The sequence below is a fragment of the Glycomyces salinus genome (assembly GCF_016428645.1).
In the GTDB taxonomy this organism is placed as follows: Bacteria; Actinomycetota; Actinomycetes; order Mycobacteriales; family Micromonosporaceae; genus Glycomyces; species Glycomyces salinus.
In genome coordinates this window covers 56,594-81,958 of the sequence record NZ_JAELXW010000032.1, presented here as the reverse complement: position 1 = coordinate 81,958, position 25,365 = coordinate 56,594, and the positions used below count along the sequence as shown (strand labels likewise).

The window sequence follows — 25,365 nt, the reverse complement described above, 5'->3', positions numbered from 1 at the left end:
CGCACCCGCGACCGTTCGGCCCACCGGCCGGACTCAGGTGGCCGTCACAGGGACGCGAAGGCGTCCTTGTGGTCCGCGAGCCATTCGGCGAAGGTCTTGAGCCGCGGGTTGAGTTCGCGGACCTTGGCGAGGTCGCGGCGGCCGGTGAACTCGTCGTCGAACTCGGCGTAGTACTGGAACATGTTGCCCATCTCCTCGGCGCCGGGGAACCCGGCGGCGCGGAAGCCGTCGAACGGGACCGGGTAGTAGTGCACCGGCTCCCCGAGGAGTTCGGCGAACGCGTCGGCGTACTCGGCGCCGGTCAGGTGCTCGCCCGCGATGCTCACGGTCTCGCCCACAAAGTCCTTGCCCCGCTTGAAGATCCCGTAAGCGGTGCGGCCGATGTCCTCGACGGCGATCCCGGAGAGCCTTCCGTCGGCCATGGGCATCGCGAGCACCAGGCTGCCGTCGTCCTGCCGCTTGGGCGGGAAGAAGGACGGGATGTTCTCCCAGTAGAACGTGGTCTGGAGGAACGTGGTCGGGACTCCGGCCTCGGTGAACAGGGCGTTCGCTTCGGCCTTCACGTCGAAGTGCGGGACCTTGTACTTCTCCATGAGCGTCGGCATCCGGTCGTCGTCGAGCGGGATCGCTTCCCGGGTGTCCTCGAGTGTGGACCAGATCGCGTGCTCGATGCCCGCGGTCTTCGCGGCCCGCGCGAGGTTCGCCGCCTGGGCGTACTCGCGGTCGGGCGAGACGTGCTCCCAGAAGTTGGTGACGAAGAACGCGCCGTAGGCGCCTTCGAACGCCTGGACGAGGCTCGCCTCGTCGTCGAGGTCGGCCTGGACCACTTCCGCGCCGAGACCGGCGAGTTCCCTCGCCTTGTCGGAGCCGGGGTTGCGGGTGAGCGCGCGGACGCGGAACCCGCTGTCGGGGTCGGCGAGGATCGCGCGGGCGAGCCCGCCGCCCTGGGCTCCGGTCGCGCCGGCGACGGCGATGGTCTGCTTGTCTGCCATGTTCTTGCCTTTCAGTTCGATCTTCAGTGTCGTGCCGGTCAGTCTGTGTGGGGTACCCGTTCGGCGGGGATTACTCCGAGCCGTCCGGCCTGGTAGTCCTCGACGGCCTGGATGACCTCCTGACGGGAGTTCATCACGAACGGGCCGTAGTGGAAGACCGGTTCGCGAATCGGCTGCCCGCCCATCACGTAGAGGTCGAGCTTCGGGGAGCGCGCCTCCTGCCGCGGGTCGGCGCCCAATCGCAGGGCCTCGCCCGCGCCGAGGACGGCGAGCCGGCCCATGCCGATGGGCCGCCGCTCCTCGCCGACGGTGCCGGAGCCGTTGAGGGCGTACACGAGCGCGTTGTGGCCGGGGTCCCAGGGGAGGTCGACGCGGGCGCCGGGCTCGATGGTGAGGTGGGCGAGCGTGATCGGCGTGTGCGTGGCGCCCGGCCCGGCGTGACCGGCGATCGATCCGGCGATGACCCGGATGAGCGCGCCGCCGTCGGGCGTCGTGAGCAGCGCGGCCTGGGCGCCGCGGATGTCCTGGTAGCGGGGCGGGGCGAACTTCATGGCCTTCGGGAGGTTGACCCACAGCTGGGTGCCGTGGAAGACGCCGCCGCCGGCGACGAGGCGCTCGGGCGGGGTCTCGATGTGGAGGATCCCGGCCCCGGCGGTCATCCACTGGGTGTCGCCGTCGGTGATCGTGCCGCCGCCGCCGTTGGAGTCCTGGTGCTCGATGGCGCCGTCGATGATGTAGCTGACGGTCTCGAAGCCGCGGTGCGGGTGCCAGGGCGTGCCCATCGGCTCGCCCGGGGCGAGCTCGACCTCGCCCATGTGGTCGAAGTGGATGAACGGGTCCAGCTCGCTCGTCGGGACGCCGGCGAAGCCGCGGCGGACCTGGAAGCCCTCGCCTTCGAGGCCGAGCGGCGCGGTGACGAGCCGGTGGACCGGCCGGAAGCGGGTCGCGGCCGGGTCGAGTTCGGGGAGTCTCGGCAGGACCAGGAGGTCCTCGACGGTGACGGCGGGCATGATGCTGCTCCTTCGATGGCCATATAAATGACGCATCATCTTCTAGCTCGCTTTGGGTCGATGCGAACCATGATGTGTCATCTAAGTTAGCACTAGATAGATGACACGTCAAGAACTAGGTAGGATGGAGCCCATGGACGACACCGTGCAGTGGCTGAGCAGCGAGGAACAGCGCGACTGGCGCGCCTTCATCCGGCTGCACCAGAAGCTCACCTCGCGCCTGGGCGCCGACCTCCAGGCCAAATCCGGTCTGTCGGGGGCCGACTTCGAGGTCCTCGTCGCGCTCACCGACGTGCCCGAGGGCCGCGTGCGCTTCCAGGAGCTGGCCAGGGAGATCGACTGGGAGCAGAGCCGCCTCTCCCACCAGATCCGCCGCATGATCAAGCGCGACCTGGTGGCCCGCGAGGAGTGCGCCGAGGACGGGCGCGGCGCGTTCGTCGTGATCACCTCCCACGGCCGCGAGGCCATCGAGGCCGCGGCCCCGCCCCACGTGGAGACGGTGCGCAGAGTGTTCCTCGACCACGTCACCACCGCCGAGCTGCGGACCCTGGGACAGATCTCCCAGCGGATCGTCGACCGCCTCGACCAGGACCGATCCTGAAAAGCGGGGGTGCCGGTGCGACCCGGCCCAGACCCGTTCGCCCGGACCGGCCCGCCGGAATCCGCCGCCCGGCACGCACGCGGCGCGACAATCGACGTGACATCTAGTTCGCATGGGAGCCGGTCTCGATGAGCAATGCCGAAACAGCACCCGAGGCACTGCAGTGCGGCGCCCCCGATGAGGCCGACCGGCCGACGAGGGAGCCTCAGGTCGACGTGCTCGCACCGCGGGACGTGCCGTTGGGCGGACCGCGGGCCCTTCACGTGCGGCGAACGCTCCCGCAGCGGGCCCGGACCCTCATCGGGGCGTGGTGCTTCGCCGACCACTACGGTCCGGTCGAAGTCCCTGCTTCGGGCGGCATGGACCTCCCGCCGCACCCCCACACCGGCCTCCAGACGGTGAGCTGGCTGTTCGCCGGGGAGATCGAGCACCGCGACAGCCTCGGCACCCTCGCCCGAATCCGGCCGGGCGAGGTGAACCTGATGACCGGTGGACACGGCATCTGCCACTCGGAGGTTTCCACGCCGGACACCCAGATCGTGCACGGCGTCCAACTGTGGGTGGCGCTGCCCGAGGAGCATCGCGACGCCGCCCGCGGCTTCCAGCACCATGCGCCCCGAACCGTGCGGATCGACGGCGCCCGGATCAGGGTCTTCCTCGGCACCCTGGCGGGCGACACCTCGCCGGTGCGGACGTTCACGCCGCTGCTCGGCGCCCAGATCGACCTCGAACCGCGCGCCGCGGTCGAACTCGCCGTCGCCCCCTCCTTCGAGCACGGCCTGCTCGTCGACAGCGGCGACGTTCGACTCGCCGGCACGGTCCTCCGCCCGGGCGGCCTCGGCTACCGACCTCGCGGCACCGGCACCCTCGCACTGGAGAACGATTCGGACGCGCCCGCCAGGACGATCCTGCTCGGCGGTCCGCCCTTCGAGGAGGAGATCGTCATGTGGTGGAACTTCATCGGCCGCAGCCACGACGACATCGTCCGAGCCCGCGAGGACTGGGAGGCCGGCTCCGACCGCTTCGGCGAAGTCGAGGGATATCCGGGCGACCGCCTGACCGCACCGCGCCTGCCCAACGCCGTAATCACCCCGCGCGGGAACCCCCGCCGAGGCACCGCCGATCCAGGAAAGCAGGACACGCCGTGACACAGTCCCCGACCGACCCGATCGTCGAACGGATCGACGCGAAGCACCGGTACGAGATCGCGGTCGAGGGCCGCAGAGCCGGACTGACCGCCTATCGCGATCGCGGTGACCAGCGCGTCTTCTACCACACCGAAGTCGACGACGCATTCACCGGCCAGGGACTGGCAGCGGCACTGGTCCACCGGGCGCTCGATGACACACGCGAGTCCTCCATGCGGATCGTGCCCGTCTGCCCATACGTGGCCAAATACCTGAAGCGCCACACCGAGTACGCCGACATCGCCGACCCTGCGACACCCGAGATCCTCGAATGGCTGGAGCGAGAACTGGCCTGACCACTCGGACACTCCCGCGGTCCGCTCAGCGTCGGCCGTGAAGTCGCCGAGAGCCGAGTAGAGGCCGGCTCCGGCGCGGGAACCGCAGGCAGGCGCCGCCGCGTGGAACGGCGGAAGCGGGCGTTGCCGAGCAGCACGCCGCCGACGACCAGGGCCCCGCCCAGCAGCTCCGGGGTCGTGACCGTCTCGCCGAGGATCAGCCAGGCGGCGGTCAAGCCCGCTACCGGGACCAGCATCGAGAACGGCGCGACGACGCCCGCGTTGTGGCGGGCCATGAGCCAGGTCCACAGGCCCGAACCGAGGACGGTCCCGATGACGACGGTGTAGAGGAGACCGAGCAGAGCGTTCAGCGCGCCCGGGTCGCTCCAGTCGGTCAGCGAGCCGGCGATGCGCGACGGGCCCTCGGCCGCGAGCGCGATCGCGAGCATCGGCAGCGGCGGGACCGCGGTCATCCACAGCGTCAGGTGGAAGGGGTTGGCGGCCTTGGCCTGGCGGTTGCAGATGTTGCCGATCGCCCAGCCGAGGGCGCCCGCGAGCGTGAGCAGGAATGGGATGGCGCTGGCGTGTTCGGCCCGCTGCCACCCGACCAGGGCGAAGCCGCCGACCGCGATCAGGACGCCGAGGATCTGGCGGCCGGTGACGCGCTCCCGCAGAAAGGTGGCGCCCAGCAGCATCGTGAACGGCCCGGAGGCCTGGAGCACCAGGGACGCCAGTCCGGCGGGCATCCCGGTGGCCATGCCCCCGTAAAGGAACGTGAACTGGATCGTGCCGAAGCCGAGCCCGTAGCCGACCAGCCAGCGCAGCGGCACGTCCGGGCGGGGGACCAGCAGGACGGTCGGGATCGCGATCATCGCGAACCGCAACGCCACCAGGAACATCGGCGGGAAGTGCGCGAGCGAGGCGTCGATGGCGATGAAGTTGAGGCCCCACATGAGGGCGACGGCCATGGCGAGCAGTACGTGGCGGGTCGGCATGGGCCAATCATGAGCGCCCATACCGTAAAGAACAAACGAAAAATACTACACGTATTGTGTAGTATTGCTTAATGGATGTGCGACACCTGGAACTCCTGCGGGAGTTGTCCCTGCGCGGCAGCGTCACGGCGGTCGCCAAGGCGACCCACCGCACCCCCTCGGCGGTCTCGCAGCAGCTCAAGGCCGCCGGCCGCGAGTTCGGCATGGCACTCGTCGAGCCCTCGGGCCGGGGCCTGCGCCTCACCGAGGCCGGCAGGCTACTGGCCGACGGCGGCGCCGAGATCGCCGCGACCGTCGAGCAGGTGCGGGCCGAATGGGACCGGTTCCGGGGCGAACCCACCGGCAACGTCACCATAGCCGCCCTCCCGAGCGCCGCGACCTTCCTCTTCGCGGGTGTCATGCGCGAACTCGCCTCCAGCGCCATCACCTTGCAGTGCAGCGACTTCGACATCGCCGAGGCCGAGTTCGCCGACCTCGCAGTGGACAACGACATCGTCATCGCCCACAGCTTCACCGCTCCCCGACCGGCGCGCGCCGGGGCCCTGAAGGTCGTCTCCCTCGCGCTCGAGCCCCTCGACATCGCCATGTCCGCCGACCACCCGCTCGCCGCGCGGGACGCCGTGAGCCCCGACGACCTCACCGAGTGGGAATGGATCGGCGTCCCGAAGGGCTACCCGTTCGACTCCGTGATCGAGTCGGTCGAGCGGTCCACCGGCGTCGAACTGAAAGTCGTCCAACGGCTCCGCGACAACCGCCTCGTCGAGTCGCTCGTCGCGGGCGGCGAGCGACTCGCCGTTCTGCCCCGCTTCACCACTCCGACCGGCGCCGGCCTCGTCCTCCGCCCGCTCACCGGCATCCCCTGCAGGCGCCACATCTCGGCGATGGTCCGGCCCGACAAGGCCGAGCGCCTCGCGGTCCGCCAGGTCCTCGACGCCTTCCGCAAGGTGGCCGCCGAGGTCGAGCTCCGCCACCGATAGGCGGTCGCGTCCGCTCGACCTCGGCGCGGGGCCTATGCGGTCATGTCGAGGACGAGTTTCGCCGCGACCTCGGCGCCGTCGGTGCGGATCGTGGGGCCGACCTCGGCGGCGCGCTGCCGTGTCTCGGGTGCGAGCGCGGTCGCCAGGGCGGCGGTGAGGGTCTCCCTCGTCGGCACGGGGCCGTCGTGGACGGCGCCCACGTCCAGTTCGGCGACGCGGCGGCCCCAATAGGGCTGGTCGACGATCTGCGGCACCACCACCTGGGGCGTGCCCGAGCGGGTCGCGGTGTGGGTGGTCCCGGCGCCGCCGTGGTGGACGATCGCGGCCACCCGCGTGAAGAGCGCCTGCTGGTTCACCTCGTCGACGACGAAGCAGTCCTCGCCCTCGTCGATCGCGGCCAGGCGGGCCCAGCCGCGCGAGAGCACGAGACGGCGGTCGTGGGCGCGGACCGACTCGATCACGGCTCGGGCGGCGGCCTCGGCGTCGCGGACGGGGATGGAGCCGAAGCCGACGTAGACCGGCGGCTCGCCCGCGTCGAGGAAGGCTTCCAGGTCGGCGGGCAGTGGGCGCTCGTCGGGGAGGATCCACGACCCGGTCTGGACGACCTCGTTGAGGTCGGTCGGCTCCCACGGGCTCAGGACCGGGTCCGTGGCGAGCCAGCGGTGGTCGGTCAGGGTCCGGGTGCGGACGTCGTCGGTGGGCGGCAGGCCGATCGCTTCGCGGTAGGCGTTGACCGGCCCGCCGAAGATCGCCTGCATCTTCCGCTTGTCCCACTCCCACAGCTCGCGGTTGTCGTTCACGTCGTCGGGGAGCGGCCAGCCGGGCATGGGGAAGGGCCGCTGGGTGTGGGAGGGCAGGGTCGTCGGCTGGAGGGCGGCGCTGGCGAAGGGGATGCCGTACCGCTCGGCGGCGGCCTGGGCGGTGGCCACGACCGGGAACAGGCCGGTAGCGACGATCGCGTCGCAGTCGCCGGCGACCGTGGTGAACGCCGGGCCGTGGGAGGCGAGGATCTCGCCGATGTGCTGCTGCATGCTCGGACCGGTCCCTTTGCCGATGGCCTGGACCATCTCGCGGGCGGGCGCGTCCACCGGGAGGTGCCGCGCGCCGGCGCGGTCGAGCAGGTCGGCGAATTCGCGGTCCGGCGGCGCGGCGACCACGACCTCGGCTTCGCGGGCGACCAGGCGGGCGGCGAGCCCGGCGAGCGGTTCGATGTCCCCGCGAGAGCCGCGGGAGGCGAGCAAAACACGCATTCGATGTCTCCTCTGTTCGTGGGCCCTTGCGGCCGCCCGCATATTCTGCCCCAGGTCAGAGGCCATTCTCCGAACCCAGTGACAGCGGTTGCTCGCCCGGGGTGATAGACAATGAAGGTGGCAGCGAACGGCGCGCCACCTCCCGAACCGCTCGCGCCCGATGCCACATCAGCGCCCCTGAAGCAGGGCACCTATCGCCGAGCCACGTCCGGCGCCCCCTGGCAGCGCCCGATCTGGGCCCTGAGGGGCCGTCGAAATCTGAACCGGCGCGACATCGGCGCCGCCCCCCTCGCGGGGGAGGCCGTTCACTCGCAGGCGTGACTTCCCTCGAACCGCACCGCGTTGAGACTGGAGTCATCGGCCGCCGAGATCCGGGCGGCCCCAGCCGTGCGGAGGGACAGTCCATGGAGAACGCTCGCAAGCGGTGGGTGGTCTCACTGATCGTGTCTTCGGCAGCGGTGGTCGCCGCCCTCGTCTGGTCGGCCGCGCCCGACGCGTATCCGTACGGCTCGGGAGACACCGCCGCAGTGGGCGTCAATCGACTGATCGAACGCGGTCCCGCCGTCGTCATGCTGCTGACGGCGGGCGTGGCGGGGGTCGTCCTGGCCGGCATCGCCTTGACGCCCGGGGCCTCCGAAGTGCGGCTCCGGATAGTCGGACTCGGCGCGGCAGCGCAGACGGCGTTCTTCGCCATCGTGATGGCCGACGGGTCGTCCATGGCCGCGCTGGGTTACGCGGTCGCGCTGGCCGCGCCGATCGGCGCGGTCGTGGCGATCGTGCTGGTCTGCCGGACCTGGCGTCCGGTCGGCTACGTGCTGGCCGGTCTCGCTCTGGCACTCGGCATCGTCGGTGCCGCCACCGGAATCCTGGGCGAGGCGAGTGCGGCGGCGGTCGACTACCTGGGCGATTTCACGAGCGATCCGGAGGGGTACTACTCGCGGATGGCCTGGGGCCTGGCGATGGCGGTGGCGGCCGCCTCCTGGGCATGGACGGCGGCCGGATCACTGTTCCGCGGGCTGCCGTCATGGCTGTCGTCGAAGTGGGGCCGGTTCGCGACCGTGGTCGCGGCACTGTGCCTGGTGCCGTACGGCCTGGCCCGTCTGTCCTGGTTGACGCCGTGGCGACTCGGCGACGTCCCCGTCGACGAGCCCGACACGGTCATCCTGTGGAACGCCGATCCCGAGCCCCTGGGGACGTCCGCCGTCATCCAAGGGGCCCTGTTCGCCTTCGCCTGTGTCGTGGGAGTGGTGCTGACCCTCGGGCTGATCAGCCGGTGGGGTGAGGTCTTCCCCGGATGGATCCCGGTCGTGGGCGGGCGCGAGGTCCCTGTCAAGCTGGCCGTCATCCCCGGGCTGACGGTGGCGGCGATCGTCACCCTCTCGTCGCACTGGATCATCATGGGCCCCATGAGTTCGGGCGGCCCGGGAGCGGCGGTCGTGAGGTTCGTCTTCCTCCCTTTTCCGATCTGGGGCCCGGCGCTCGGCATCGCGGTGCTCGCGTATTGGGCGCGCCGAACCGGCGGTCGGGTCTCGCCGCCGTCCGGCCGCAGCCCGGCGGGGATCCGGTGATGGGCCGCATCGCGGAGCGGACCGACCCGGCCGGAGCCTGAAGCAATCCGAACATCGACGTTCAATCGAAGAGGAGCAACATCATGCAAGAACTGATGATCGACTTCATCACCTCGCTCGACGGTTACGGGGCCGCCGAGGGGTGGCCCGCGTTCTGGGGGCTCGAGGGCCCTGAATACCTCGGCTGGCTCGAGGAGGACTCGAACACCGAACGCACCCTGCTGATGGGAGCGACCACCTACCGGCTCATGCACGGGGCCGCCGCATCCCAACCCGAGGGCACCGACACACTGGCCGCGGTGCCGAAAGCGGTCTTCTCGAACACTCTCCGCGAGCCGCTGGAATGGGCGAACACGCGCCTGGTCAGCGGGGACGCCGTCGAGGCGGTGCGGGCCATGAAGGAGGAAAGCGACCACCCGCTCTCCACCCTGGGAAGCCTCTCCCTGTGCCGATCGCTGCTCGCCGCCGGCCTCGTGGACCGGTACCGCGTGGTCGTGTTCCCCGTGGTGACCGGAGCGACCGGCCGAGACCGCATCTACGACAACTGGCCCGACGTCGGTCTCGAACTCACCGAGGCGCGGACCTTCGACGGAGGCACCCAGCTGCTCGACTACGTCCCGACACTCCTCGACGGACCGATCCGCAGCGGAACCGGCGCGGCGTAACGGCCCGCTCCGAACAGCTTGGGTCCCTCAGCGGTCAAAAAACGCCCCCGGCGAACTGTCACCGGGGGTGTTTCTGTTGGTGGAGCTTAGGGGATTCGAACCCCTGACCTTTTCCATGCCATGGAAACGCGCTACCAACTGCGCCAAAGCCCCTTGGTTCGTTCCGTAGTGGCGGAACCGGGACTAGTTTACACAGGGTTGAAGGTCGGCCCCAGGGAGGGGCGCGAGACGCCGGTCACGCCTGGCGTGGGACGCGGGCGTCCAGGAACTGCCGCAGTCGAGCGGTCAGCTCGAGCGGCCGCTCCAGCGGGGCGGCGTGGCCGGTATGCGACAGATCGACCCGTTCGGCGCCCGGAATGCGGCTGGAGAGCAGGTCGGAGACGGCCTGGACCTCCGGCACGTCAGCCAGGCCGTTGACGACCAGTGTCGGGGCGTCGATGCGGTCGAGGTGCGGCTCGGGCGCCGGATCGGGGGCGCGCTCGGCCGCGCTCGGACCGGTCCAGGAGCGGCGGACATGATCGCGGAACATCTCCACCGCACGGTCCCAGGCCGCGGCCGGCAGGTCGAACTCGGTGCGATCGGGCCCGGCCACCATCCAGCGGAGGTGGGCTTTCACATAGGCGTCGAGGTCGTCCTCGAGCTCGTCCACTTGTGCGCCCTCACCGGCGCGGTACCGCGACATCCGCTCCTCGGGGACGGTGCCGAGCATGCGAGCGCGGGCCTGTTCGAGGAACGACTGCGGCCACCGGTGGCCGGGCAGACCCGCGGACACCAGGACCAGTCCGGTGACGCGCTCGGGTGCCTTCAGCGCCGCCGCGACGGCGTGCCCGCCGCCCATCGAGTTGCCCGCCAGCACCGCCCTCTCGACACCGAGCGCGTCCAGCAGTGCCAGCAGGTCGTCGCGATGGGAGAACTCCCCGGTTCCCGAAGCGGTGGCGCCCCAACCGCGTCGGTCGTAGCGGATCACGTCATGGTCGACGGCCAGGGCGGCGAACTGCTCGTCCCACAGTCGGCGATCCGCCAGGTCGCCGTGGATGAGCACGATCGTCGGTCCCCGGCCCGCCCGGTCGTAGCCGAAGTCGGTGCCGGCCGCTCGCACGAATCCCATCAGGCGAGGATACCCCGGGATCTCCCCCGAACCGGTGTCGCCAAGGCGCGCACGGCGACGCGGCCGCGCCAGAGGAGATGTTCGGTCAGTTCTCGTCCCAGGACAGGCCGGGGGCGTAGCGGCGGGGGCGGAGTTTGGCCACCAGGCCGGCCGCGATGTCGAAGAGGCGGCCGGTGGAGCCGGGCGGGCCGACCAGTTGGACGGTGGCCGGGACGCCGTCGCCCCTCATGCCGATCGGGACGATCATCGCGGGCAGGCCCGCGAGGCCGAAGGGAGCGGTGAAGGCCGCGGCCTGGGCCAGGTGGGCGACGTTGGAGCGCAGGCTCTGGGTCGACCATGCCTCGGCGGCGGCGGGCGGTCCCGGCATGCCCGGGGTGACCAGGAGGTCGAAGTCGCCGGAGTCGAACCAGTCCTCGAGGTGGCGGCGGACGCGTCCGCCGTCGCCGAGGACGCCGCCGAAGAGGCCGCGCAGGTAGGTCTTCTCGCCGACGGAGACGAGGCGGCGGGTGCGGCGCTGGAGTCCGTCGGGGCCGCATTTGAGGCTGCGGAGGTAGGCCGCGCAGGACCAGGCGCCGGAGGAGGCGGAGGTGAGGCGGGGGCCGAACTTGGGGCGGGCGCGGAAGGTGTCGTGCCCGAGGTCGGTCAGGCACCGGACGGCCTTGAGGACGGCCTTGGTGGACTCGTCGTCGACGCGGGCCGGGAGCGGCGTGGAGGCGGTCGCGGCGATGCGCAGCCGTCCCGGGTCGCCGGTCGCGCGCGGGGAGCGGTGGGTGAGCGCGGCCAGCGCCAGGGCCGCGTCGTCGACGGTGGTGGCCATGACGCCGACGTTCCCGACCAGCCATTGGTCGGGGTCGGCGTTGATGTCGGCCGGGACGTGCTCGGGGCTGTAGGCGAGGATGCCGCACGCCGCGGCGGCGGTGCGGACGCCCCCGGCAGAGCCGGGGCCGTCGATGCCGATCCCGATGGGGGCCGCGCCGAACGCCACGGCCAGGGCGGTGCCGCCGCTGGGCCCGCCGACGCCGCGGTCGGGTCGCCACGGGCCGGCCGGGACGTTGCCGTCGTCGTCGGTGGCCGGCCACAGACCCAGCTCAGAGGAGCGACCGAAGCCGACCACGACCGCGCCGGCGCCTCTGATGCGCTGCACCGCCCGGTGGTCGGAGTCGGCGATCGGCAGGACGGTGGCGTTCGAGCCCAGGCGCGGGGCGTGCCCGGCGACCGGGAGCTGCTCGCACACGGCCACGGGGACGCCTGCCGCGGGCAGCGCCGAGTGGTCTTCGATCTCGTCGACCGCGGCGGCCTCGGCCAGGGATTCGACCTTGCGCACTCCGGTCAGGGCCTGATCCGACGCACTGTAGTCCTCGATGCGGCGCAGGTGGTGGTCGACGACGACGGCGGCGTCGGCGTCGCCTCGGCGGACCGCTTTGGCTATCTGCTGCGCGGTTTTTCCCGACCAGCTCACGACTCGTCCTTTCTGAAGATGGGGTGTCCGTGCCGATTCCCTCAGCCCCGCAGGGCCTGCCGCAGATCGGACAGGAGGTCGTCGAGGTCCTCGATGCCGACGGAGAGTCGGACGAGGTCGGCGGGGACCTCCAGCTCGGAGCCGGCGGCCGAGGCGTGGGTCATGCGACCCGGATGTTCGATGAGGGACTCGACGCCCCCGAGGGACTCGCCGAGGGTGAACACTTCGGCGCGGTCGCACACCTCGACGGCGGCGGCCTCGCCGGCCTTGCAGCGGAAGGAGACCATACCCCCGTAGCGGCGCATCTGCTTGCCGGCCACGTCGTGGCCGGGGTGGGAGGTCAGGCCCGGGTAGCGGACCTCGGTGACCGCCTCGTGCCCGACCAGGTATTCGGCGACGGCCTCGGCGTTGTCGCAGTGGCGGTCCATGCGCGCGGCGAGGGTCTTGATCCCGCGGAGGGTCAGCCAGGAGTCGAAGGGCCCGGCGATCGCGCCCATCGAGTTGTGGTGGAACGCGATCGGCTCGGCCAGGGCCTCGTCGTCGACCACGATCGCGCCGCCGACCACGTCGGAGTGGCCGCCGAGGTACTTGGTGGTGGAGTGGACGACGACGTCGGCGCCGAGCGTCAGCGGCTGCTGGAGGTAGGGGCTGGCGAAGGTGTTGTCGACGACCAGCAGCGCGCCGTGGGCGTGGGCCAGTTCGGCCAGGGCCGCGATGTCGGCGATGTTGAGCAGCGGGTTGGTGGGCGTCTCGGCCCAGATCATGCGGGTGCCCGAGCTCATCAGGGCCGTGACGGCGGCCAGGTCGGTGATGGGTGCCGGCGAGTAGCGCAGGCCCCAGCGCTTGGCGACCTTGTCGAACAGGCGGTACGTGCCGCCGTAGGCGTCGTCGGGGATGACCACGTGGTCGCCGGGCTCCAGCAGCGCCCGCAGGATGGTGTCCTCGGCGGCCAGGCCGGAGGCGAACGCGAAGCCGCGCGAGCCGGATTCGAGGGACGCCAGGCAGGTCTCCAGGGCCGTGCGGGTGGGGTTGCCCGAGCGCGAGTACTCGTAGCCGCCGCGCAGGCCGCCGACGCCGTCCTGCTTGTAGGTGGAGGTCGCGTAGATCGGGGGGACGACCGCCCCGGTCAGCGGGTCGGGCTCCTGGCCGGCGTGTATCGCTCGCGTGGAGAATCCTTGGCGGTCGTGCATGCCCCTAACGCTAACCGACGCGCCCGACCGTGGCCATGCATAGCCACGCTATCGTGCATTCATCCCGTACCTTCTTCATTTAGGGGTTGCCTCATGGGCTTCGACGAAGTACACAAGATGGACATCACCGGTGACGGTCACGATGAGACGGTCGGCGTGCGCCGCAACGAGGACGGCTCCGTCGAGTACCACGTGGACATCGACGACGACGGCGTCGCCGACATGAAAGCCGTCGACGCCGACGGCGACGGGGCGATCGACAACGTGCTGCTCGACCACAACGGCGACGGCAAGTTCGACGCCGCGGCGGTCGACTCGAGCGGCGACGGCAAACTCGACACGATGGTCGAAAAGGAGTAAGGACCCCTCGGTCAGGCTTCCCGGGCCGGCGGGCGATGCCCGTCGGCCCCCGCTCAATCGTTCCGGCGCTCGGCCTCGGAGCGCAGGATGCAGAACTCGTTGCCCTCCGGGTCGGCCAGGACCGCCCAGCCCCTGCCGTCCGCGGTGCGCCGGTCGTCGACCATCGTCGCGCCGAGGGCGAGGACGCGCTCGACCTCCTCGTCCCGGGTGCGGTCCTCGGGCCACAGATCCAGGTGCAGGCGGTTCTTGATCTGCTTGCCTTCGGGGACGTTCAGGAAGATCAACCCACTGCTGCCGTCCTCGGGGCCGATGTAGTTCTCCTCGTGCTCGGGAAGATTGGGGTCGTCGGGGTCTTCGGACCAGCCGGTGATCTGCTCCCAGAACTTCGAGAGCGTGTAGGAGTCCCGGCAGTCGAACGCTACTTGGCGAATCTTGGAAACCATCGGCTCACGCTAACCCACTGGCCTGGACCCGGGCGACCGTCATTCGCCCTCCGCGACCGCGTGCGCCCTTGGGGGATCGGCCGGTGAGTCGCTGGCCGACTCCGCACGAGGCCGGAACGGACCGACGAACTGGTGGTCCTGGTCGGCGCTTAAGCGGAAGTTTCGTTTCGTTTCTGGCGAGGTGTTTCCTTCCGTGCCACACTTGCCCGATGACCACCAAGACCCACCCCGTCCTTCACCACCCGATCGAGGGCCAAGCCCCGGGGGAGTCGGCGATCGCGTACTTCGCGATGGGCTGCTTCTGGGGCGCCGAGCGGCTGTTCTGGCAGACGCCCGGAGTGTGGACCACCTCGGTGGGGTACATGGGCGGGAACACCGAGAACCCGACCTACGAGCAGGTGTGCACCGGCCTGACCGGGCACGCGGAGGCCGTCCGGGTCGTCTACGACCCCGAGCAGGTCCCCTACGAGCAGCTGCTGAAGGTGTTCTTCGAGAACCACGACCCGACCCAGGGCATGCGGCAGGGCAACGACATCGGCTCCCAGTACCGCTCGGCGATCTTCACGACCACGCCCGAGCAGGCCGAGACCGCCGAGGCGGTCAAACGGGCCTTCGAGCCGGCGGTGAAGGCGTCCGGCCTGGGCCCGATCACCACCTCGATCCAGGCGGCCGGGCCGTACTGGCTGGCCGAGGACTACCACCAGCAGTACCTGTTCCACAACCCGAACGGCTACTGCAACCATGGGCCCAACGGGCTGTCATGTCCGACCGGGGTCGTCCGCCAGGACCAGGTCCCGGCCCAGCAGGAGCAGCTTCCGCCGCGTTCGTAAGGCCCTCAGCGGTCGGGTAAGGGGCTTAGCGGCCTCCGGCCGCGGAAGTAAGGGCCCCTAAGGGGTGTTCGGACGCGATGTGCTGATGCGGTCCTCGGCCCCTCAGCCGAAGACTTGGTGTCAACGGAAACGACACCGAGGAGAGACCGTGAACGACTTCGAACTCCACTACCTGTACCAGGCCCGTTCCAGCGAGCTCATCGCCGAGGCCGAGGCCGCGCGCACCGCCGCCCTCGCCAAGAAGAGCGGCTCCCGGCGCCCCGGCCTGGCCACCCGCATGGCGAAGGCCCTGCGCCGCAACGAGGGACGCCCCGAGCATAGAGCCGGGCACTACCGCCTGGCGAAATAAAGAGACCGGAATGTCAGAGGTTCATGTCATGCTTATGGACATGCCGCGCCTCGGTTCCGATCTCCCGCTCTTCGCCCGCGAGGGCGAACTCGCGACCCTGCGCGACGCGCTCGACAAGGCCGGCTCCGGGCGACCGGCGGCGGTCATCGTCTCCGGCGACGCCGGAGTGGGCAAGTCGCGCCTACTGCACGAATTCAACGCCAGTGCCGGTGACGGCGCCCTCGCCGTCACCGGGCACTGCCTCGACACCGCCGACTCGGCCCTGCCCTACCTGCCGTTCGCCGAGGCGGTCGGCACCCTCTCGCGCCTGCGCCCCGAACTGATCGAACGCCACCGCGGCCTGCGCACCCTCCTGCCCGGCCAGGCCCAGGCTGCCGAGGGCGAACTGGGCCGCCTGGGCCTGTTCGAGGCCCTCCACGCCGCTCTGGCCGAACTCGCCGCCGAGCGCCCCCTCGTCCTGTTCATCGAGGACCTCCACTGGGCCGACCGCTCCAGCCGCGACCTGCTGGCGTTCCTGACCTCCCGCCTGGTCGACCAGCGCATCCTCATCATCGGCACCTACCGCTCCGACGCGCTCCACCGCAGCCACCCGCTGCGCCCGCTCCTGGCCGAACTGGTGCGCCTTCCCGCCGTGCAGCGCCTCCACCTCGACCCGTTCACCCCCCAGGTCTCGCTCAGCTTCGTGCGCGAGCTCAACTCCGGCCTGGACGAGGAGACCGCCTCCAAGATCGCCGCCGCCAGCGAGGGCAACGCCTTCCTGGCCGAAGAGCTGGCCTCCGCCGAGACCCACACCGTCACGTTCGAACTGGCCGAAGTCCTCCTGGCCCGCACCGAGCGCCTGCCAGAGGCGGCGCAGCAGGTGGTGCGCCTGGCCTCGACCATCGGCCGCGTCTTCACCTACCGGCGGCTGAACGCGGCGGTCTGGTCGCTGCTGGACGAGACCGGCATCAAGCACGAACGCGAGCTCGACCAGGCCCTTCGCGCGGCCATCTCCCACGGCATCATCGTCCAGAAGAGCGCCGAGCTCTACGCCTTCCGGCACGCGCTGCTGCGCGAGGCCCTCTACTCCGACCTGCTGCCGGGCGAGCGCAGCCGGTACCACCAGCGCATCGCCGAATCCCTCGCCGACGACCGGAACACGGGCGCGGCCGCCGAGCTGGCCCACCACGCCTACGAGTCCGGCGACCTGGCCACCGCCCTGACCGCGTCGGTGCAGGCCGCCGACGAGGCCGACGACCTGGCCGCCCCGGCCGAGGCCCTGCTTCACCTGGAGCGGGCCCTGCGCATCTACGACAGGGTGAGCGAGTCTGAGCGCCCCCAGGACGCCTCGGAACTGCGCCTGACGATGGCGGCGGCCGGCGAGGCCGAGGCCTGCGGGGAGTTCAAGCGCGCCCTGTCCTATTCCAGCGCGGCCGTGGCCCTGGCCGACAGGACCGGCGACACGGTGCAGGCGGCGGCCTACCGCCGCAAGTACGCCAAGCACCTGATGGTCATGGAGGGCTACGAGGACGAGGCCCACCGGGTGGCCCTGGAGGCGTGGGAGCTGGTCAAAGACGACCGGCCGCACCCGACCAAGGCCTGGGTCCAGGCGATACTGGCCCGCCTCAACGTCAACCAGCCGGAACTGGGAAGCGAGTGGGCCCGCCTGGCGATCGAGACCGCCGACGCCATCGAGGGGTCCGGAGCGCACACCGCCGCCAAGGCCGACGCCCTGGTCACGATGGGAGCGGCCAAGGTCCGCCAAGGCGGGGCGATCGAGGAATGCCTCCGGTTCGCCGAGGAGGCGCTGAGCCTGGTCAAGGGCACCGGATGGAACGAGGTCGAACTGCGCGCCCACTTCCTCCCCGGGATCTGGTTCATGGAGTACGCGCGCGTCGCCGAGGCCCTGGAGCGCTTCGACGCCGGCATGTCGCGGGCCATGGAGACCGGCTACAAATGGAGCTCATTCGGCACCGAGACGGCCGTGCGGCAGATCATCTGCAACTACATGCTCGGCGACTGGGACGCGGCCGAGACCGCCGGAGAGATGGCCTCCAGCGTCGTGCCCGGCCTGGTCATGACCCGCCTGGCGGCCGCGGTGCTGCTGGTGGACGTGGCCAGGGGCCGGTTCGACGTCGCCGACCGGCGTCTCGACTACCTCTCCGACCGCTGGCAGCTCGACGGCCAGGTCCTGGCCCTCGCCGGCCAGTCCGGGATCGAACTGGACCGCTGGCGGGGCCGGCCCGAGGAGGCCCTGGCCACCGCCGAGCGGACGGTCGCCCGAATCGAATCGATCAACGGCTACCACATGGCGGGGGTGTCGGTGTGCGCCGTCGGCGTCGGAGCCGCCGCCGACCTGGCCCAGCGCGCCCGCCGCGACGGCGACGAGGCGACCGCGGCCAAAGCCGTCGAGACCGGGAAGCGGCTCGCCGAGACCAGCCGAGTCTTCCTCAAGATCGGCCGGCCCCTGTCCGGTACGCTCGGCCCCGAAGGCAGGGCCTGGGTCGCCCAGCTCGAGGCCGAGGAGTCCCGCCTGACCGGCGCGGCCGACCCCGGACGGTGGTGCCGAGTGTTCGAGGCGTTCTCCTACGGCGAGCCTCATCGGCAGGCCTACGCGCAGTGGCGCGCGGCCGAGGCGCTGCTGGAACGCGGCGAGGCCGACGACCGGGCCGAGGCCGCCGCCCAGCTCGCCGAGGCGGCCCGCACCGCCGCCGAGATCGGCGCCGAGCCCCTGCTCGCCGAGATCACCGCGCTCTCCGGGCGGGCCCGCCTGGACTCGGCCGGTCGGGCGACGTCCCCGCTGACTCCGCGGGAGCTTGCGGTGCTGCGCCTGGTCGCCCGCGGCCTGACCAACCGGCAGATCGGCGCGGAACTCTACATCTCGGAGAAGACGGTCAGCGTCCACCTGTCGAGGTCCATGGCGAAACTGGAGGCGTCCAACCGCGCCGAAGCGGTCAACGCCGCCCATCTGCGCGGATACCTCGCCGAGCCTTAGGCACCGCAACCGGCGGCCTAGTGCGGGGCGCCGCGTCATCCCGTGGTGGTACCCGAATCGACGACTCCGGCCCGATGCCGCCGGCCAGGCCCCGCGGCCAGCATTGCGGTCATGAAACGGCGCAAGGCTTTGAAATGGACCGCCATCGGGGCAGGGGGCCTCGGCGCGCTGGCCGTCGGCGGGGGCGGCGCCCTCGCCTACGTCTGGTCGAACGCGAAGGTCGACACCGTCGGCAAGGTCGATTTCGACACGCCGCTCGCGATCCCGCCGGAGGCCGAATCGGAGACCGACTCGGCCGGCTCCCGCGTGTTCAACCTCGACATCCGCGCCGGCCGGACCCAGTTCAAGCCCGGGCCCGCCACCGAGACCTGGGGAGTCAACCAGGACTACCTGGGCCCGACGATCCGGGCCCGCCGCGGCGAGGAGGTCGCGTTCGCGATCGCCAACGGCCTCGACGAGGAGACCTCGGTCCACTGGCACGGCATGCACCTGCCGGCGGTCATGGACGGCGGCCCGCACCAGGCGATCGCACCCGGCGAGGTCTGGGCGCCGCAGTGGACGATCGACCAGCCGGCGACGACCCTCTGGTACCACCCGCACCCGCACGGCGAGACCGCCCGGCACGTCCTCAACGGCATTTCGGGGCTGTTCATCATCGACGACGACCGGACCGACGAGCTGAACCTGCCCCGCACCTACGGCGTCGACGACGTGCCGATGATCGTGCAGGACCGCAAGTTCGACGACGCGGGCCGGTTCGAGACGACCCAGCCGTTCATGGGCAGCCAGGGCTGGATGGGCGACGAGATCCTCGTCAACGGCACGCTCGGGCCGTACCACGAGGTCTCGACCCGGCTGGTGCGGCTGCGGCTGCTCAACGGCTCCAACTCCAGGCTCTACAACTTCGGCTTCTCCGACGACCGCGCGTTCTCGCTGATCGGCACCGACGGCGGGCTGCTGCCCGAGGCGTGGGAGACCGACCGAATCCAGATCTCGCCCGGGGAGCGCGCCGAGATCGTGGTCGCCTTCGAGCCCGGAGAGACCGTCGAGTTGCGGTCCTACCCGGCCGACTTCGGCTACTTCGGTCCGTTCTCGCGCGTCAACGGCGGCGACGACAGGTTCGACGTGTGCCGGTTCCGCGCCGCCGACTCGCTCGCCGACGACACCGAGATCCCATCGGCCATGGGCACGGCGCCCGACGTGGACGGCGGCGAGGTCGCCGAGGAGCGGTCCTTCACCCTCTCGGGGATGAGCAACATCAACGGCGAGTCGATGGACATGCAGCGCATCGACTTCGGCGTCCGGGTCGGCACCACGGAGGTGTGGGAGGTCAAGAGCAACGACGCCTACCTGCACAGTTTCCACGTCCACGACGTCCAGTACCAGGTGCTGAGCGTCGACGGCGAGGAGCCGCCGCCGTTCCTGCGGGGATGGAAGGACACCGTCTTCCTCCAGCCGCAGAAGAAGTACCGGCTGGCGATGCGCTTCGAGGACTACACCGACCCGAACCTGCCGTACATGTACCACTGCCACATCCTGGTCCACGAGGACCGGGGAATGATGGGCCAGTTCGTGGTCCTCGGCGAGGACGAGGAGATAGGCACCGTCCCCGAGAACAGCACCGTCCACGACCACTCGTGAACCGCCTGGTTCAGGAGGAAGAAGGCGGCCCGGTCGGCCCCGTAGGCACCACGACCGACCGGGCCGCCGCACCCGTTCGGAGCGCCGTCAGGAGGCCGCCAGCGCCTTCGCGAGGAAGTCCAGGGAGCGGCCGACCTCCGGCAGGCTCGCGGGGTGGTTCAGGTGGCCGTGGAGCATCCCGGCGGACAGGTACGACTCGACCGGCACGCCGACCTCGGCGAGCTGGCGTTCCAGCAGTTCGGCCGAGGGCCGCAGGTCGTCGTACTCGGAGACGACGATCCGGGTGGGCGGCAGGCCGTCGAGGCGGCCCGCGCCAGGGAGGGCGTCCGGCGGCAGGTCGTTGATCCGGCCCACGTAGTTCTTGACCGCGGCCTCGAGCCCGAGCGGGTCGAACCGCCACGGGATCGGCTCCATCTCGGCGTGCAGAGACGCGCTCAGGACCGGGACGGGGAAGTGGGCCCACGGGTAGGCCAGCAGGAGCGAGTCGGGCGAGCGCTCCCCGCGGTCGCGGACCCGCATCGCGACCGACGTGGCCAGGGCGCCGCCCGCGCTCGCGCCGCCGATCGCGATCGGCACGTCCCCGAACGCGTCCTGTCCGCTCCACCAGAGCCAGGCGGCGTGGAGGTCGTCGATCGGCACCGGGTGGCGGATCCCGTCCCCGGCGAGCCGGTAGTCGACCGAGACCACGGCCGCCCCGGCCCGGCGCGCCAGCTCCGCGCTCACCATGTGGCCTTCGAGCATGTCCAGGTCGCCCGCGAGGAAGCCGCCGCCGTGCGCCCACACCAGAGCGGCGCTCACCGGACCGGAAGGCCGGTAGGTGCGCACCGGGATCGGCCCGTGCGGGCCGTCGATCGCGGAGTCCTCCACCGCGATCCCGGTGGTGTCCACCGGCTTCGCCTCGGCGGTGTACTGGTCGATGAAGCCCCCGACCATCGCGCCGCGCTCCTCGGCGGGGACCTGCGCGGTGGCCTGCTCCCAAGCCGCGAACATGTCGGTGAAGTACGTGTCTATCGGCACTGCCGCCTCCTCGGAAACCGTCGGAAACGATTGTTCCTCACGACCGAGGGGCGTATCACGCCGACCGGCGTCAGCCGTTCAGTTCCGACGCCGCGGCCGTGGCCTGGGCCATGACCACCTTGAGCGGGCGGGCCAGTGCCGCGGCCGCCGCGGCCGCGTCCTCGTATTCGATCGAGACGTTCACGACCTCGTCGCCGTCGAGGGCGAGCTTCACGCCGATCTCGTGACCGTCGACCTCGACCCTCGTGTAGCGGCGCTCCAGGGCGTACTTGTCTATCTCGTAGGAGCGCATGCCGATCGTGGTGGTGTGGCGGACCAGCGCCGAGCGGACCGACTCGACCGCCTCCGCGCGGCACAGCACGTGCACCGTGTGGGCCGGGCGGCCCTTCTTCATCAGGATCGGCGTCAGCCACGCGTCCGAGGCGCCCGCCTCCAGCAGCGCCGCCAGCGCCGCCGGCCACAGGCGCGGATCGAGGTCGTCCACATTCGTCTCGATGACCACCGGCCGAGGCGAGGCCGCGCCGGTCTCGCGGCCCACCACGATCCGCAGCAGGTTCGCCCGCTCGGCCGGGTCGCGGCCGCCCGCGCCGACGCCGACCTCGTCGACGACCATCGGCGGCATCTCGCCGTAGGCGTCCGCGTTGGCCGCGACGATCGCCGCCCCGGTCGGGGTGCACGCCTCGTAGGGCACCGCGCCCACCGACGGGGCCCCGGCCGCCGACAGGACCCGCAGGACCGCCGGTGCCGGCAGCGGGATCGAACCGTGCGAGCCGCGGGTCGTGCCGCCCCCGACGGTCACCGTCGAGGCCGTGACCCGCTCGGCCCCGAGGACGGCGAACCCGGCCGAGGCGCCGACGATGTCGGCTATCGAGTCCAGGGCGCCGACCTCGTGGAAGTGGACGTCGTCGATGTCGATCCCGTGCGAGGCGGCCTCGGCCGCGGCCAAACGGGCGAAGGCGTCGAGCGAGCGCGCCTTCACGTCGTCGGCCAGCGGTGAGTCCTCGATCACGGCCCGGATCGACCGCCAGCGCCGGTCCGCCTTCGCCTCGGGCGCGGCCACGTCGACCTTGACCCCGGCCAGGCCGTGCCGCTTCGCCGCCGCCGCGCTCAAGCGGATCGGCTCGGTCCCCAGGGCGTCGACCGCCCCCTGCATCACCGCCAGGTCCACCCCGGCGCCGGCCAGGGCCCCCAGGAACATGTCCCCGCTCGCGCCCGCGGCGCAGTCCAGCCAGGCGACCCTCACCGCTCGACCTTCACGTTCAGGATCCTCGCCGCGGCCATCGCCGCGCCGAACCCGTTGTCGATGTTCACCACGCTCACTCCCGGAGCGCAGGAGTTCAGCATCGTCAGCAGCGGCGCCAGCCCCCCGAAGGCCGCCCCGTAGCCGACCGAGGTCGGCACCGCTATCACCGGCGAGGCCACCAGACCGGCGACCACGCTCGGCAGCGCCCCGTCCATCCCGGCCACCACGATCACGCACGCGGCCTCCCGCAACTGCGGCACCCGGTCCAGCAGGCGGTGCAGTCCGGCCACGCCGACATCGGCGATCAGGTACGCGTCCAGGCCGTTCGCGCGCGCGACCAGGTGGGCCTCGGCGGCCACCGGCAGGTCCGAAGTCCCGGCGCACACCACCGCGACCGGCCCGGCCTCGGGCTCGGGGAACGCCCCGACCACGGCCACCCCCGCCTCGCACAGCACCTCGTCGCCGAACGCTTCCCGAACGGCCGCCACGCATTCCGCGTCGCACTTGGTGGCCAGCGCGGCCCGGCCCGGATGAGCCCGCCGCAGCTCGGTCAGCGCCGCGGCGACCTGCTCCGGTGTCTTGCCCGCCGCGTAAACGGTCTCGGCCGCGCCGGTCCGCGCCGGGCGGTCGGTGTCGATCTTGGCCCACCCCAGGTCCGTGAAGCCGTTGCTGTTCGTCTGCACGTCTCGATACTGTCACCCCCCACCGGATATCGTCAGAGTGTGTCCCAACCGTTGATCGCCGCCCACCGGGGCGCTAACGAGTTCCTCCCCGAGCACTCCCTTGCCGCGTTCAGACAGGCGATCGCCGAGGGTGCGGACGGGTTCGAGTTCGACGTCCGCCTCACCGCCGACGGCCACCTGGTCCTGCACCACGACCGCACCGTCAAGCGCACCGCCGGCGTCCGGGGCGCCGTCTCCGACCTCACCCTGGCCCGGCTGCGCGAGCTCGACTTCGCCCACGGCCACCCCGACTGCGCGGGCGACCCCGAGGCCTCCCGCATCGCCACCATCGAGGAGCTGTTCGGACTCGTCGTCGACTCCGGCAAGGACCTCAAGCTCATGGTGGAGGCCAAGCACCCCTCCAAGTTCGGTCCGCGCCTGGAGATGCGGCTGTGGGAGACCCTGCGCCGCTGGCCGGGACTGGACGTCACCGTCATGTCGTTCTCCCGCGCCGCTCTGAGGACCTGGCGCGGCCTCGACGGGTCCACGCCCCTGGTGTGGATCTTCGAGTACCCGTTCCGCCGTCCCCCCGACGGCGTGCAGGCCCTCAGCTCCAAGGTCGACTACGTCCAGTCGACGCCCGCGTTCATCGAACGCACCCACGAACAGGGCTACCAGGCTTACGTTTGGACCGTGAACGACGCCGAGACCGCCAGGGCCATGGCCTCCGCCGGCGCCGACGTGGTCTTCACCGACCGCCCCGCGGCGATCCGGGAGGCCCTCATCTCCTAGCAGAGGAGTCGGACGCGAGGTCCGTCGGTAATGCTGGCGACATGGCTCGGCAACGGGTAGGTTCCTCTATAGCTTTGTCATGGCACACCGGGTGGGAGGGAGCCGACATGCCAGCTGCGCTGCCGACGCCCGAGCGGCTGCGGGTTCCGCACCAGGCAGGCGCTCCAACGCTGGTCCGCCGGTGGCTGCGCGAATCCCTCCCCGACCTGCCCGACGAGAGCCGCGACGACCTGCTGGTCTGCGCCACCGAGCTGGTCTCCAACGCCGTCCGCCACGCCCGCCCGCTGTCCAGCGGCGACCTGTGCGTCTCGGTCACCTCCGGCCCCTCCGAGGTCGAGGTCCGCGTCATCGACGGCGGCTCCCACACCCGCCCCCACGTGTGCGCGATCGACCTGGACTCGGCGCACGGCAGGGGCATGTTCATCGTCTCCAAGCTGTCGGCCGACTGGGGCTCGCGCTCGCGCGGCGACGGCACGCAGGAAGTGTGGGCTCGCATCCCCGTACGCTAGGCGCGTGTCGAAGCGTCCGCTCCTGATCGATCTGGTCTTCTACGCGTCGTGTGCCCTCTTCGCCGGGGCCACCGCGCTGTGGTCGACCCTCACCCCCCACCAGCACTGGGGCGCGATAGCCGTCGGCGGGTACGGCCCGGCCGCGGTCGTGGCCGCGATGCTGGTCACGCAGCTGGGCGTCACCTGGTTCAAGCGCGCCCTGGTGGCCGGCGCCACGGCCGCCGCGGTGACCGCGATGCCGCTGCTGGTGCAGGCGTTCGAGCGCGCCGGCGGCGTCGAGGGCCGGTTCCAGGAAGAGGTCCTGGTCGTCGAGTCCTCCGCGAACCGCCTGCTGCAGGACGGCAGCCCCTATCTGAGCGCCGAGGCGATCGTCTCGCTCCCCGAGCCGCTGCTCGGCTACAACCCGTACCAGCCCGGCATGGCCGTCTTCGGGCTGCCCGCGGCCGTGTTCGGGCACCACTGGTGGACCGACGCGCGCCTGTACTTCGCACTGGCCGCGGCCGCCTGCCTGATCGGCGCGGTCGCGCTCCTGCGGGGACTGGCCGGGAAGGGCCCGATGCTGCGCGCCCTCCAGGCGAGCGTCGTCTTCCCGGTGTGCGCCTTGACGTTCGCGACCGGCGGCGACGACATGCCGGTGGCCGCCCTCGCGGTGCTGGCGCTGGCCTTCGCCGCCCGGGGCCGGTTCCTCGCGACCGGCCTCGCCGTCGGGGCCGCCGCCTCGCTGAAGCTGTTCGCCTGGCCCGTGGCGATAGTGATCGGCATCCTCGTATGGCGGCAGCAGGGCCAATTCATGGCTCGCGAGCTTCGCCAAGAGGGACTGCGCCGATACCTGCTCGGGTTCGCCGCGCCGGTGGCGGTCACGATGCTCCCGGTCGTGCTCACCGATCCGCGCGGCTTCGCCGACAACGTGCTGGCCTTCGGCCTCGGTCACGGCGTGGTCGAATCCCCCGCGCAGTCGCCCCTGCCGGGACACCTGATCGCCCAGCACGTCCCCGGCGGGGAACTGATCGCTCCGGCGCTCCTGTTCGCCGCGGGCTGCGCCATCGCCGTGCTCATCGCCCGCCGCCCGCCCCTGACCTCCGCCGACGCGGCCCTGTGGGCCGCCGGCGGATTGACCGCGGCCTTCCTGCTGATGCCCGCGACCCGCTTCGGCTACCTGCTGTACCCGGTGATCCTGCTCGGCTGGTGGCTGCCGCTGCGCGACGCCGCCGCGGCCCGAAGCGACGGGCCGGGCCCGTCGCTGGCCGTCGAATGGTGGCGGTGAACGC

Annotated in this window: 24 protein-coding genes, 1 tRNA gene and 1 pseudogene; 14 read left to right on the top strand and 12 right to left on the bottom strand. The window is 71.4% G+C overall.

Features of this window, described 5'->3' with window-relative positions; translation table 11 throughout:
• Nucleotides 1–44: 44 nt before the first annotated feature.
• Both JFB92_RS11285 and JFB92_RS11280 read right to left on the bottom strand, forming a co-directional pair.
• Complete coding sequence (locus JFB92_RS11285; protein ID WP_199038174.1) at nucleotides 45–992, bottom strand: NmrA/HSCARG family protein; 948 nt, start codon at nucleotides 990–992, stop codon at nucleotides 45–47.
• A 38-nt stretch (nucleotides 993–1,030) separates the two neighbouring features.
• Complete coding sequence (locus JFB92_RS11280; RefSeq protein ID WP_199038172.1) at nucleotides 1,031–2,002, bottom strand: pirin family protein; 972 nt, start codon at nucleotides 2,000–2,002, stop codon at nucleotides 1,031–1,033.
• A gap of 133 nt (nucleotides 2,003–2,135) precedes the next feature.
• Between JFB92_RS11280 and JFB92_RS11275 the strand changes: the two genes are divergently transcribed.
• From JFB92_RS11275 to JFB92_RS26570, 3 genes are all read left to right on the top strand, one after another.
• Nucleotides 2,136–2,603 (top strand): MarR family winged helix-turn-helix transcriptional regulator, encoded by a 468-nt coding sequence (locus JFB92_RS11275; protein ID WP_199038170.1) that lies wholly within the window; start codon nucleotides 2,136–2,138, stop codon nucleotides 2,601–2,603.
• A gap of 128 nt (nucleotides 2,604–2,731) precedes the next feature.
• On the top strand, nucleotides 2,732–3,751 hold the full coding sequence (locus JFB92_RS11270; RefSeq protein WP_199038168.1) for a pirin family protein: 1,020 nt from the start codon (nucleotides 2,732–2,734) through the stop codon (nucleotides 3,749–3,751).
• Complete coding sequence (locus tag JFB92_RS26570) at nucleotides 3,748–4,086, top strand: GNAT family N-acetyltransferase (protein WP_199038166.1); 339 nt, start codon at nucleotides 3,748–3,750, stop codon at nucleotides 4,084–4,086. The genes JFB92_RS11270 and JFB92_RS26570 overlap by 4 nt, the downstream gene beginning before the upstream one ends.
• A gap of 53 nt (nucleotides 4,087–4,139) precedes the next feature.
• Here the strand turns inward: JFB92_RS26570 and JFB92_RS11260 are convergent.
• Nucleotides 4,140–5,060 (bottom strand): annotated as a pseudogene (locus JFB92_RS11260) (EamA family transporter); the annotation flags it as partial.
• Nucleotides 5,061–5,131: 71 nt separating this feature from the next.
• On the opposite strand from JFB92_RS11260, the gene JFB92_RS11255 reads away from it, so the two are divergent.
• Nucleotides 5,132–6,037, top strand: coding sequence for a LysR family transcriptional regulator (locus tag JFB92_RS11255; protein ID WP_199038164.1), 906 nt, complete (start codon nucleotides 5,132–5,134; stop codon nucleotides 6,035–6,037).
• Between the two features lie 32 nt (nucleotides 6,038–6,069).
• Here JFB92_RS11255 and JFB92_RS11250 read toward each other — a convergent pair whose 3' ends face one another.
• Nucleotides 6,070–7,287: a glycosyltransferase gene (locus tag JFB92_RS11250; protein WP_199038162.1), complete on the bottom strand. Its 1,218-nt coding sequence runs from the start codon at nucleotides 7,285–7,287 to the stop codon at nucleotides 6,070–6,072.
• Between the two features lie 404 nt (nucleotides 7,288–7,691).
• Here JFB92_RS11250 and JFB92_RS11245 point away from each other — a divergent pair, with 404 nt between their 5' ends.
• Together JFB92_RS11245 and JFB92_RS11240 are read left to right on the top strand one after the other, a co-directional pair.
• Entirely contained in the window at nucleotides 7,692–8,855 is a 1,164-nt protein-coding gene (locus JFB92_RS11245; RefSeq protein WP_199038160.1) for a hypothetical protein, read from the top strand.
• Between the two features lie 83 nt (nucleotides 8,856–8,938).
• Nucleotides 8,939–9,520 (top strand): dihydrofolate reductase family protein, encoded by a 582-nt coding sequence (locus JFB92_RS11240; RefSeq protein WP_199038158.1) that lies wholly within the window; start codon nucleotides 8,939–8,941, stop codon nucleotides 9,518–9,520.
• A 77-nt stretch (nucleotides 9,521–9,597) separates the two neighbouring features.
• On the opposite strand, the gene JFB92_RS11235 is transcribed toward JFB92_RS11240, so the two are convergent.
• The 4 genes from JFB92_RS11235 to JFB92_RS11220 form a co-directional block, all read right to left on the bottom strand.
• Nucleotides 9,598–9,673: transfer RNA gene (locus JFB92_RS11235), tRNA-Ala, on the bottom strand.
• 82 nt (nucleotides 9,674–9,755) lie between these two features.
• Nucleotides 9,756–10,628 carry an alpha/beta fold hydrolase gene (locus JFB92_RS11230; protein ID WP_199038156.1) on the bottom strand — a complete coding sequence of 291 codons (873 nt, stop codon included), beginning with the start codon at nucleotides 10,626–10,628 and terminating at the stop codon, nucleotides 9,756–9,758.
• 85 nt (nucleotides 10,629–10,713) lie between these two features.
• Nucleotides 10,714–12,087: an amidase gene (locus tag JFB92_RS11225; RefSeq protein ID WP_199038154.1), complete on the bottom strand. Its 1,374-nt coding sequence runs from the start codon at nucleotides 12,085–12,087 to the stop codon at nucleotides 10,714–10,716.
• A gap of 41 nt (nucleotides 12,088–12,128) precedes the next feature.
• Nucleotides 12,129–13,277 carry a cystathionine gamma-synthase gene (locus JFB92_RS11220; protein ID WP_199038152.1) on the bottom strand — a complete coding sequence of 383 codons (1,149 nt, stop codon included), beginning with the start codon at nucleotides 13,275–13,277 and terminating at the stop codon, nucleotides 12,129–12,131.
• Between the two features lie 93 nt (nucleotides 13,278–13,370).
• Here JFB92_RS11220 and JFB92_RS11215 point away from each other — a divergent pair, with 93 nt between their 5' ends.
• Nucleotides 13,371–13,637 (top strand): hypothetical protein, encoded by a 267-nt coding sequence (locus JFB92_RS11215; RefSeq protein ID WP_199038150.1) that lies wholly within the window; start codon nucleotides 13,371–13,373, stop codon nucleotides 13,635–13,637.
• A gap of 53 nt (nucleotides 13,638–13,690) precedes the next feature.
• On the opposite strand, the gene JFB92_RS11210 is transcribed toward JFB92_RS11215, so the two are convergent.
• Nucleotides 13,691–14,080: a VOC family protein gene (locus JFB92_RS11210; protein WP_199038147.1), complete on the bottom strand. Its 390-nt coding sequence runs from the start codon at nucleotides 14,078–14,080 to the stop codon at nucleotides 13,691–13,693.
• Between the two features lie 209 nt (nucleotides 14,081–14,289).
• Between JFB92_RS11210 and msrA the strand changes: the two genes are divergently transcribed.
• The 4 genes from msrA (at nucleotide 14,290) to JFB92_RS11190 (ending at nucleotide 19,874) form a co-directional block, all read left to right on the top strand.
• Complete coding sequence (gene msrA, locus JFB92_RS11205) at nucleotides 14,290–14,910, top strand: peptide-methionine (S)-S-oxide reductase MsrA (RefSeq protein WP_199038146.1); 621 nt, start codon at nucleotides 14,290–14,292, stop codon at nucleotides 14,908–14,910.
• Nucleotides 14,911–15,058: 148 nt separating this feature from the next.
• Nucleotides 15,059–15,259, top strand: coding sequence for a hypothetical protein (locus JFB92_RS11200; protein WP_199038144.1), 201 nt, complete (start codon nucleotides 15,059–15,061; stop codon nucleotides 15,257–15,259).
• Nucleotides 15,260–15,287: 28 nt separating this feature from the next.
• Entirely contained in the window at nucleotides 15,288–18,233 is a 2,946-nt protein-coding gene (locus JFB92_RS11195) for a helix-turn-helix transcriptional regulator (protein ID WP_199038142.1), read from the top strand.
• A 111-nt stretch (nucleotides 18,234–18,344) separates the two neighbouring features.
• Nucleotides 18,345–19,874, top strand: a complete 1,530-nt coding sequence (locus JFB92_RS11190) for a multicopper oxidase family protein (RefSeq protein ID WP_199038140.1) — start codon at nucleotides 18,345–18,347, stop codon at nucleotides 19,872–19,874.
• A gap of 87 nt (nucleotides 19,875–19,961) precedes the next feature.
• Here the strand turns inward: JFB92_RS11190 and JFB92_RS11185 are convergent, their stop codons facing one another.
• From JFB92_RS11185 to larB, 3 genes are all read right to left on the bottom strand, one after another.
• Nucleotides 19,962–20,891 (bottom strand): alpha/beta hydrolase fold domain-containing protein, encoded by a 930-nt coding sequence (locus tag JFB92_RS11185; RefSeq protein WP_199038138.1) that lies wholly within the window; start codon nucleotides 20,889–20,891, stop codon nucleotides 19,962–19,964.
• Nucleotides 20,892–20,961: 70 nt separating this feature from the next.
• A complete protein-coding gene (gene larC, locus JFB92_RS11180) occupies nucleotides 20,962–22,134 on the bottom strand; it encodes a nickel pincer cofactor biosynthesis protein LarC (RefSeq protein ID WP_307789115.1) in 1,173 nt (390 codons plus the stop codon).
• A complete protein-coding gene (gene larB, locus JFB92_RS11175) occupies nucleotides 22,131–22,817 on the bottom strand; it encodes a nickel pincer cofactor biosynthesis protein LarB (protein ID WP_199038137.1) in 687 nt (228 codons plus the stop codon). The genes larC and larB overlap by 4 nt, the downstream gene beginning before the upstream one ends.
• Nucleotides 22,818–22,856: 39 nt before the next feature.
• Between larB and JFB92_RS11170 the strand changes: the two genes are divergently transcribed.
• The 3 genes from JFB92_RS11170 to JFB92_RS11160 all read left to right on the top strand — a co-directional run bounded on the left by JFB92_RS11170 (nucleotide 22,857) and on the right by JFB92_RS11160 (nucleotide 25,361).
• Nucleotides 22,857–23,588, top strand: coding sequence for a glycerophosphodiester phosphodiesterase (locus JFB92_RS11170; protein WP_199038128.1), 732 nt, complete (start codon nucleotides 22,857–22,859; stop codon nucleotides 23,586–23,588).
• A gap of 107 nt (nucleotides 23,589–23,695) precedes the next feature.
• Nucleotides 23,696–24,097, top strand: a complete 402-nt coding sequence (locus JFB92_RS11165) for an ATP-binding protein (protein WP_199038126.1) — start codon at nucleotides 23,696–23,698, stop codon at nucleotides 24,095–24,097.
• Nucleotides 24,098–24,101: 4 nt separating this feature from the next.
• Entirely contained in the window at nucleotides 24,102–25,361 is a 1,260-nt protein-coding gene (locus tag JFB92_RS11160) for a glycosyltransferase 87 family protein (protein ID WP_199038124.1), read from the top strand.
• Nucleotides 25,362–25,365 lie beyond the last annotated feature (4 nt).

Excerpts from the sequence above, each read along its gene's own strand:
- JFB92_RS11285 (WP_199038174.1), bottom strand. The coding sequence starts at position 992 with ATGGCAGACAAGCAGACCATCGCCGTCGCCGGCGCGACCGGAGCCCAG.
- JFB92_RS11280 (WP_199038172.1), bottom strand. The coding sequence starts at position 2,002 with ATGCCCGCCGTCACCGTCGAGGACCTCCTGGTCCTGCCGAGACTCCCC.
- JFB92_RS11275 (WP_199038170.1), top strand. The coding sequence starts at position 2,136 with ATGGACGACACCGTGCAGTGGCTGAGCAGCGAGGAACAGCGCGACTGG.
- JFB92_RS11270 (WP_199038168.1), top strand. The coding sequence starts at position 2,732 with ATGAGCAATGCCGAAACAGCACCCGAGGCACTGCAGTGCGGCGCCCCC.
- JFB92_RS11255 (WP_199038164.1), top strand. The coding sequence starts at position 5,132 with ATGGATGTGCGACACCTGGAACTCCTGCGGGAGTTGTCCCTGCGCGGC.
- JFB92_RS11250 (WP_199038162.1), bottom strand. The coding sequence starts at position 7,287 with ATGCGTGTTTTGCTCGCCTCCCGCGGCTCTCGCGGGGACATCGAACCG.
- JFB92_RS11245 (WP_199038160.1), top strand. The coding sequence starts at position 7,692 with ATGGAGAACGCTCGCAAGCGGTGGGTGGTCTCACTGATCGTGTCTTCG.
- JFB92_RS11240 (WP_199038158.1), top strand. The coding sequence starts at position 8,939 with ATGCAAGAACTGATGATCGACTTCATCACCTCGCTCGACGGTTACGGG.
- JFB92_RS11230 (WP_199038156.1), bottom strand. The coding sequence starts at position 10,628 with ATGGGATTCGTGCGAGCGGCCGGCACCGACTTCGGCTACGACCGGGCG.
- JFB92_RS11220 (WP_199038152.1), bottom strand. The coding sequence starts at position 13,277 with ATGCACGACCGCCAAGGATTCTCCACGCGAGCGATACACGCCGGCCAG.
- JFB92_RS11215 (WP_199038150.1), top strand. The coding sequence starts at position 13,371 with ATGGGCTTCGACGAAGTACACAAGATGGACATCACCGGTGACGGTCAC.
- JFB92_RS11210 (WP_199038147.1), bottom strand. The coding sequence starts at position 14,080 with ATGGTTTCCAAGATTCGCCAAGTAGCGTTCGACTGCCGGGACTCCTAC.
- msrA (WP_199038146.1), top strand. The coding sequence starts at position 14,290 with ATGACCACCAAGACCCACCCCGTCCTTCACCACCCGATCGAGGGCCAA.
- JFB92_RS11195 (WP_199038142.1), top strand. The coding sequence starts at position 15,288 with ATGCTTATGGACATGCCGCGCCTCGGTTCCGATCTCCCGCTCTTCGCC.
- JFB92_RS11190 (WP_199038140.1), top strand. The coding sequence starts at position 18,345 with ATGAAACGGCGCAAGGCTTTGAAATGGACCGCCATCGGGGCAGGGGGC.
- JFB92_RS11165 (WP_199038126.1), top strand. The coding sequence starts at position 23,696 with ATGCCAGCTGCGCTGCCGACGCCCGAGCGGCTGCGGGTTCCGCACCAG.